General features: G+C 70.9%; 6 protein-coding genes and 3 pseudogenes. 5 read left to right on the top strand and 4 right to left on the bottom strand.

Annotated elements, in window-relative coordinates; all coding sequences use genetic code 11:
* The 3 genes from ACFFNX_RS37830 to ACFFNX_RS37820 all read left to right on the top strand — a co-directional run.
* The coding region (locus ACFFNX_RS37830; RefSeq protein ID WP_378210881.1) for an AMP-binding protein at window positions 1-987 on the top strand (987 nt) is incomplete at its 5' end.
* A 14-nt stretch (window positions 988-1,001) separates the two neighbouring features.
* Window positions 1,002-1,394, top strand: coding sequence for a hypothetical protein (locus ACFFNX_RS37825; protein WP_378210880.1), 393 nt, complete (start codon window positions 1,002-1,004; stop codon window positions 1,392-1,394).
* 288 nt (window positions 1,395-1,682) lie between these two features.
* Window positions 1,683-3,110 carry an RNA polymerase sigma factor gene (locus tag ACFFNX_RS37820; protein ID WP_378210879.1) on the top strand — a complete coding sequence of 476 codons (1,428 nt, stop codon included), beginning with the start codon at window positions 1,683-1,685 and terminating at the stop codon, window positions 3,108-3,110.
* A gap of 71 nt (window positions 3,111-3,181) precedes the next feature.
* Here ACFFNX_RS37820 and ACFFNX_RS37815 read toward each other — a convergent pair whose 3' ends face one another.
* Window positions 3,182-3,835, bottom strand: a complete 654-nt coding sequence (locus ACFFNX_RS37815; protein WP_378210878.1) for a TetR/AcrR family transcriptional regulator — start codon at window positions 3,833-3,835, stop codon at window positions 3,182-3,184.
* A 150-nt stretch (window positions 3,836-3,985) separates the two neighbouring features.
* Between ACFFNX_RS37815 and ACFFNX_RS37810 the strand changes: the two genes are divergently transcribed.
* Window positions 3,986-5,125, top strand: coding sequence for a serine hydrolase domain-containing protein (locus ACFFNX_RS37810; RefSeq protein ID WP_378210877.1), 1,140 nt, complete (start codon window positions 3,986-3,988; stop codon window positions 5,123-5,125).
* A 16-nt stretch (window positions 5,126-5,141) separates the two neighbouring features.
* Here ACFFNX_RS37810 and ACFFNX_RS37805 read toward each other — a convergent pair whose 3' ends face one another.
* Window positions 5,142-5,564, bottom strand: a complete 423-nt coding sequence (locus tag ACFFNX_RS37805; protein ID WP_378210876.1) for a PPOX class F420-dependent oxidoreductase — start codon at window positions 5,562-5,564, stop codon at window positions 5,142-5,144.
* Between the two features lie 62 nt (window positions 5,565-5,626).
* On the opposite strand from ACFFNX_RS37805, the pseudogene ACFFNX_RS37800 reads away from it, so the two are divergent.
* Window positions 5,627-5,836: pseudogene (locus ACFFNX_RS37800) on the top strand (hypothetical protein); the annotation flags it as partial.
* A gap of 165 nt (window positions 5,837-6,001) precedes the next feature.
* Here the strand turns inward: ACFFNX_RS37800 and ACFFNX_RS37795 are convergent.
* Window positions 6,002-6,469, bottom strand: a pseudogene (locus tag ACFFNX_RS37795) (GTP-binding protein); the annotation flags it as partial.
* A 16-nt stretch (window positions 6,470-6,485) separates the two neighbouring features.
* Window positions 6,486-6,672: pseudogene (locus ACFFNX_RS37790) on the bottom strand (urease accessory protein UreF); the annotation flags it as partial.

Here is a 6,672-nt window from a genome sequence, read left to right as displayed (position 1 = left end):
GCGCTCGCCCCCGCCGCGGTCGAGACCCCGGGCGGCGTCACGCGACGCGACGGCGGCCGGCCGACCGACGCGGCCGTCCTCATCGCGACCTCCGGATCGACCGGCCAGCCCAAGATCGTTGAACTGTCCGCCGAGGCGATGACGCGCTCGGCCACCGCCACGCTCGAACGGATCGGCGCCGCCCCCGGCGACCGCTGGCTGTGCTGCCTGCCCACCGACCACATCGCCGGCATCCAGGTGCTGACCCGCTCCATCGTCACGGGCACCGCGCCGATCGTGCACGAACGCTTCTCCGCCGCCGCCGCGGTGGCCGCCGGCGCACAGCACATCTCGGTGGTACCGACCCAGCTGCGCCGCATGCTCGACCACGACCTGTCGGTGTTCTCCTCGATCCTGCTCGGCGGGGCCGCCACTCCCCCGGACCTCCTGGCGGCCGCGCGCTCGGCCGGCGGCCGGGTCCTGACCACCTACGGCATGAGCGAGACCTGCGGCGGCTGCGTCTACGACGGCGTGCCGCTCGACGGCGTCTCGGCGGCCGTCGGCGACGACGGGCGGATCCGCCTCGCCGGCCCGGTGCTGTTCGACGGCTACCGGCTGCGCCCCGACCTGACCAGCGCCGTCCTGGACGGGGACTGGTTCGTCACCAGTGACCTCGGCGTGATCGAGAACGGGGGGCTGCGCGTCCGCGGCCGCGCCGACGACGTCATCATCTCCGGCGGCGAGAAGGTCGTCGCCGGAGAGGTCGAGCACCTGCTGCGCAGCCACCCCGGCGTCGAGGACGTCGTCGTGGTCGGCCGGCCCGACCCCGAATGGGGCGAGCGGGTCACCGCCGTCGTCGTCGGCTCGGCCACCCTGGAGGAGCTGCGCGACCACGTCCGTACGACCCTGCCCGCGCACGCCGCGCCCCGCGCCGTCGAACTGGTCCCCGAGATCCCCCTGCTGGCATCGGGAAAGCCGGATCGGGTACGGCTGCGCCGCGCCCTCTGAAAGAATCCCTGCCCGTGGTCGTACCTCGCGTGCTCGCCGTGCTGACGCTCGTCGCGCTCGCCGGATGCTCGGCCGGAGGACACTCCGGAAAGCGCCGGCAGCCCTCCGGCCCTCCCCTGGTGATCCCCAAACCGTCGCGGACGCCGACCGGCCCGCCGCGACCGGCCCTCGCCGGCACCGTCTGCGGAAAGGTCGACGCCATCGGCGGGTACCCGGCCCGGGTCGTCGTCGTTAAGGGCCGCACGACCTGTGTGACGGCGATGCGGGTGTTCGGCAAGTACTACGACCCCACCACCCCGGCCGAGGGCAGCGCCGGCCTGGCCGTCATCGACCACTGGACCTGTTCGGCCCACCTGAAGGTCGCCACCTGCACACTGAGAGCCACGACGATCCAGGCGCGCGGCTGAGCCGGCCAAGAGTGTTGCTTGTCACACGGAACGACCCCAGAGCGGCGTGACCAGTACGGCTGGAGTCCGCCGCGCGAGCGGCGTACGGTGGTCTCACCGGCCCGAACGGCCGCGGAGACGACGCCCGCGAGCGTCAGGCTTTACGGTGGAGCCCACCCCGGGCAGGTGAAAGTTTCCGCCCTGCGGGAACAACCCAGACACAACTGCGCGTTTCGGATAGTGCGCGCATATGCCAGAGACGCACGTCCCATGCCGCCGACATACGTACGAAGGGAGGGAGGTGTCCTCATGCCGCGAACCGCTGCTACCGCCGCGCCCGTAGCGCCGACCACGACGCCTCTCGAGGAACTTCTCGACCGTGGCCGTTCCCAGGGGCACCTCTCGCTTGACGAGGTGCGAAACGCCTTTCAGGAAGCCGGTATCACCCCCGCGCAGGGCCGTTCCATCATCCGTGAGCTGACCGACGCCGGAGTGCGGCTGGCCAGCCAGGACAAGGCCGCCGGTGAGCCGAAGACTTCGTCCGCCAAGAAAAAGGGTACGGGCACTGTCAAGAAGGCCCCGCCGGCCAAGCCCGCCCGCTCCACGGCGAAGCCGAAGGCGAAGGCCACCCGGACCAAGACGACCCGGACCGCCCGCTCGGCCAAGGCCAAGAACACCGAGGTCGCCGAGCCCGTCGAGCCCGTCGAGGAGCACGGCCCGGCCGAGGAGGTCCTGGCCGCCGACGCTCCCGTCGAGACGCCGGTCGCGACCACCGAGACGGACGACTTCGAGGTGGACGCCCCGACGGACCTGGACGACCAGTCCTCGGTCATGGGCGACTCGGTGCACACGTACCTCAAGGCGATCGGCCGCCGTCAGCTGCTGACCGCCGCCCAGGAGGTCGACCTCGCCAAGCGCATCGAGGCGGGGCTCTACGCCGAGCACAAGCTGGAGAGCGGCGCCAAGCTGTCCGCACGGGCCCGCGAGGACCTGCGGCTCGTCGCCGAGGATGGCCAGCGGGCCAAGGCCCACATGCTGGAGGCCAACCTCCGGCTCGTGGTGTCGGTCGCCAAGAAGTACGCCGACCGCGGGCTGTCGCTGCTCGACGTCGTCCAGGAGGGCAACCTCGGCCTGATCCGCGCCGTCGAGAAGTTCGACTACACCAAGGGCTACAAGTTCTCCACGTACGCCATGTGGTGGATCCGGCAGGCCATCCAGCGCGGCTTCGCCGACTCGGCCCGGACGATCCGGCTGCCCGTTCACGTCCTGGAGATGCTGAGCAAGCTGAGCCGCGTCGAGCGGGAGATGCACCAGCGCCTCGGCCGCGAGCCCACCCCGGAGGAGCTGGCCGTCGAGCTCGACAAGAGCCCCGCCCAGGTCCAGGAGCTGCTCCGCACCAGCCGCCAGCCGATCAGCCTCGACTCCACGATCGGCGAGGACGGCGAGACCCGGATCGGCGACCTCATCGAGGACACCGACACCCCCGAGGCCTCCGAGCTGGTCGACCGGCAGCTCATGGCCGACCAGCTGCGGCGCGCTCTGGGCGTGCTGTCGGCCCGCGAAGAGAAGATCATGGCGATGCGCTTCGGCCTGTACGACGGGACGCCGCGCACGCTCGACGAGATCGGCAAGCACCTGGGCCTGACCCGCGAGCGGATCCGCCAGCTCGAGAAGGAGTCGCTGTCGAAGCTGCGGCACCCGAGCAACGCCCGGCCGCTGCTCGACTTCGCCAGCTGAGCACCACACCGTCAAGGACCCCGCCCGACCGGCGGGGTCCTTTTCTTTCCGGCCGGGCCGCCCCGGCGGAGTCAGGGGATTCCGGCCTCGATCTGGGCGAGCTGGGCGGCGAGGATCTCTTCGAACGCGGCGCGGCGGTCCGCGCCGAGAGGGCGGACGTCGCGGGCGAAATGGGCCAGCGCGGGGAAGCGCTCGGGGTCGGCGCCCAGCACCGCGACGCGGAACAGCTCCATGCCCTGTTCGTACTCCTTGGGGCCGATGGCGTTGACCCCGGCCTCGGAGGCGATCAACGCGGCGACGAGGATCGCGATCCGGTGGTAGTGCGCCGGGATCTCCTCGTCGGGCAGGCCCGACGCCCGCAGGGCCTGCAGGACCTCTTCCATGACCAGCCGGGAACCGCCGCCGCCTGACGCATAGCGTCCCCAGATCGCGGCGAGCTGGGGTTGCCGGCCGAAGGCCTCTCGCAACCGCAGGGCCATGGCGGTGATGCGCTGTTTCCAGTCGCCCTCGGGGCGGTAGCCGTCCATGGCCGCCAGGAGGATCCGGTCGGCGACCGCGCGCAGCAGCTCGGTCTTGTTGCGGAAGTGCCGGTAAAGGCTGGAGGAATCGGTCCCGAGTGCCATGGCGAGTTTGCGCACGCTGAACGAATCGGCATCGCTCGTGCGCAGCAACTCCGTCGCCGCATCCAGGATCTCCTCGGTCGACCAACGTCTTCGGCCCGCCATCTCGCCCCTCTCGTCCGGACTCAGCATAATCGATGCACTTGCTGTTGCACGCGCCGCGTGCATAATGAGGACATGCGCTTGCGCGAGTCTCCGGGAGTCCTGCCGCGACCTGCGTGGAGCGCGCCCCTGGAACACGAGAGGACACATGTCGTGAAGAACCCACTGGATCCCGCGGAGCTGAACACCGCCCTGGAGAATGTCCACCGCGCCGGGATGCCCGGCCTGTTCGCCGAGGTGCGTGACGGTGACCAGGTCTGGCGCGGCGCCGCCGGAGTCGCCGACGTTGCCACCGGCCGTCCCGTCACCGCCGACATGCGGCACCGCGTCGGCAGCATCACCAAGACCTTCACCGCCGCCGCGGTGCTCCAGCAGGTCGAGGACGGTCAGATCGGCCTCGACACGCCGATCGGCCGTTACCTGCCGAGGCTGGTACCGGGAGAACGCGGCGACGCGATCACCGTCCGAATGCTGATCGACCACACCAGCGGGCTCGCCGAATACCTCCCGTACGCCTACCCCTCCCTCAAGGCGTTCCCCGCCCTCGCGGACACCGGGCCCCAGAGCCTGGACGACAGCCGGCTCACGCGGTTTCACCCCGCCGAACTGATCGAGATGGGAGTCGCCGCACCCGCCGTCGGCGCACCGGGCGGCACCCCGGGGGTGTACTCCAACACCAACTACCTGCTCCTCGGCGAACTCCTGGAGAAGGTGACCGGCACCGCGGCCGACAAGTACATCACCCAGAACGTCATCGAACGCGCCGGGCTCCAGGACACCGAACTCCCGGCCGGACCGTACGTCGACGGGCCGCACTCGCAGATCTACGAGGCGTGGTTCGGCATGATCGACCCGCCGCGCGACTACAGCGTCTATGACATGTCATGGGTGGGGACGGCGGGCGCGCTGATATCGACCGTCACGGACCTCAACCGCTTCTTCGGGAAGCTGCTCGCCGGTGAGATCGTCAGCCGGTCGTCGCTGGAGCAGATGCAACGCACCGTCCCGGTCATCTCCCAAGAGGGAAAGACGATCGACTACGGCCTCGGCCTGCACCCGATGGCGGCCCCCGGCCGGGAGACCTTCTGGGGCCATGGCGGCACCGTCTGGGGTGCCGGAGCGCTGGCCATGACCCGCGCCGACGGCGAGCGGCAGGTGTCCATCGCGGTGAACCTGCAGAGGTGGAACAGCCTCGACTCCTCGGGCAGGCCGCAGCCGCATCCCATCGACGGTGCGCTCGCCGCTCTCTACCAGGTGGCGATGTACGGCGGCGCCGGAGATGCCCCGCGGTGAGGCGGATCGATGCCGGTTACCGGCCCGCGGCGGGCCGGTGGGCGGTGCGCCGTACGGCGATCTCGCGGTCGTGGGTGAACGGCCGGCCGTCCAGGTTGAAGCTCCACGACAGGGTGGGGGTGATCTTCATGTACGGGGCGGCCCCGAACCGGCCCGGCCGCTCGATCAGCTCGGCCTCGCCGTAGATCCGCAGGTACCGCGGCGTCCACGGGTCGGTCGAGACCAGGTCGTCGACGACGATCGCGACCTTGGGGTTGCCGGCCTGGACGTTGCGGAACTTCCGTGTCCTGGCCGGATCCAGGCCGCCCACGTACACATGCGTCCCGTCGAACTCGAACCCCACCGGCACCACGTCCGGCTGCCCGTCCGGGTCCACGGTGGCGATACGCGCGAGCCGCTGGGACCGCAGATAGGCGATCTCCTCCTGGTTGAACGACACTGTGAGGCTCCCTTCTCGCTCGTTCGTGGAACGTACTGTACGCGACCTTAACCATAAAGGTCATGTACCATTACGCGGTGGAGATGGACGTCGCGACCGGGCTGGTCCGGCTGGCCGGCCTGGTCCAGGACGTCTACGCGCGCGTCTCCGAACGCCACGACCTGACCCCGGTCCAGGCCAAGCTGCTGTGCGTCCTGCTGGACGGTCCCCGGGGCATGGCCGACCTCGCCCAGTGCTTCGGCGTGGAGAAGGCGGCCCTCACCGGCCTCATGGACCGCGCCGAACGCCGCGGCCTGGCCCGGCGAGTCCCCGTGCCGGGCGACCGGCGAGCCCTGCAGGCCACCCTCACCGACACCGGCCGGCCGACCGCGAACGCCCGCCACGCCGAGGTCGGCGCCGACCAGCGGCGCGAGATCGGTCTTGTTCACCACCAGCAGGTCGGCCGTTGTCACGCCGGGCCCGCCCTTGCGCGGCACCTTGTCGCCGCCGGACACGTCCAGCACGAAGATCTGCCGGTCGGCGAGCCCGCGGCTGAACGTCGCGGTCAGGTTGTCGCCGCCGCTCTCGACGATGACCAGGTCGAGCGGCCCGTGGCGTTCTTCCAGCAGCTCGACCGCGTCGAGGTTGGCCGAGATGTCGTCGCGGATCGCCGTGTGCGGGCAGCAGCCGGTGCGCACCGCCTCGATCCGGTCGTCGTCCAGCACGGCGTTGCGCCGCAGGAAGTCGGCGTCCTCGGTCGTGTAGATGTCATTGGTGACCACGGCCAGGGCGAGCTCGTCGCGGAGCAGGCGGCACAGCGCGGCGGTCAGCGCCGTCTTGCCGCTGCCGACCGGGCCGCCGATGCCGAGCCGGAGCGCCCGGTGCGGCTTCGCCTCGAACGGGTCATGGCTGTGGTCGAGTCCCATGACAAGATCCCCCAAATCAGGATTCGAACAGGCGCAGGTCGGCCTGTAGGTGCAGTTCGGCGAACAGGTCGAGGGCGGGCGCGGACGCCGTGGGCAGGACGCCCGCCCGTACGCTCCCGGCGGCCTCGGCGGCGGTCGCGTCGATCCGCGCGGCCAGGTCCGCGAGCACGCGCTGGACGCCGAGCGGATCCAGGCCGAGCAGG

This window comes from Actinoallomurus acaciae (assembly GCF_042429965.1).
Classification (GTDB): Bacteria; Actinomycetota; Actinomycetes; order Streptosporangiales; family Streptosporangiaceae; genus Actinoallomurus; species Actinoallomurus acaciae.
Note: the sequence above shows the minus strand (reverse complement) of the source record. Positions and strands in the feature narration are given on the sequence as shown.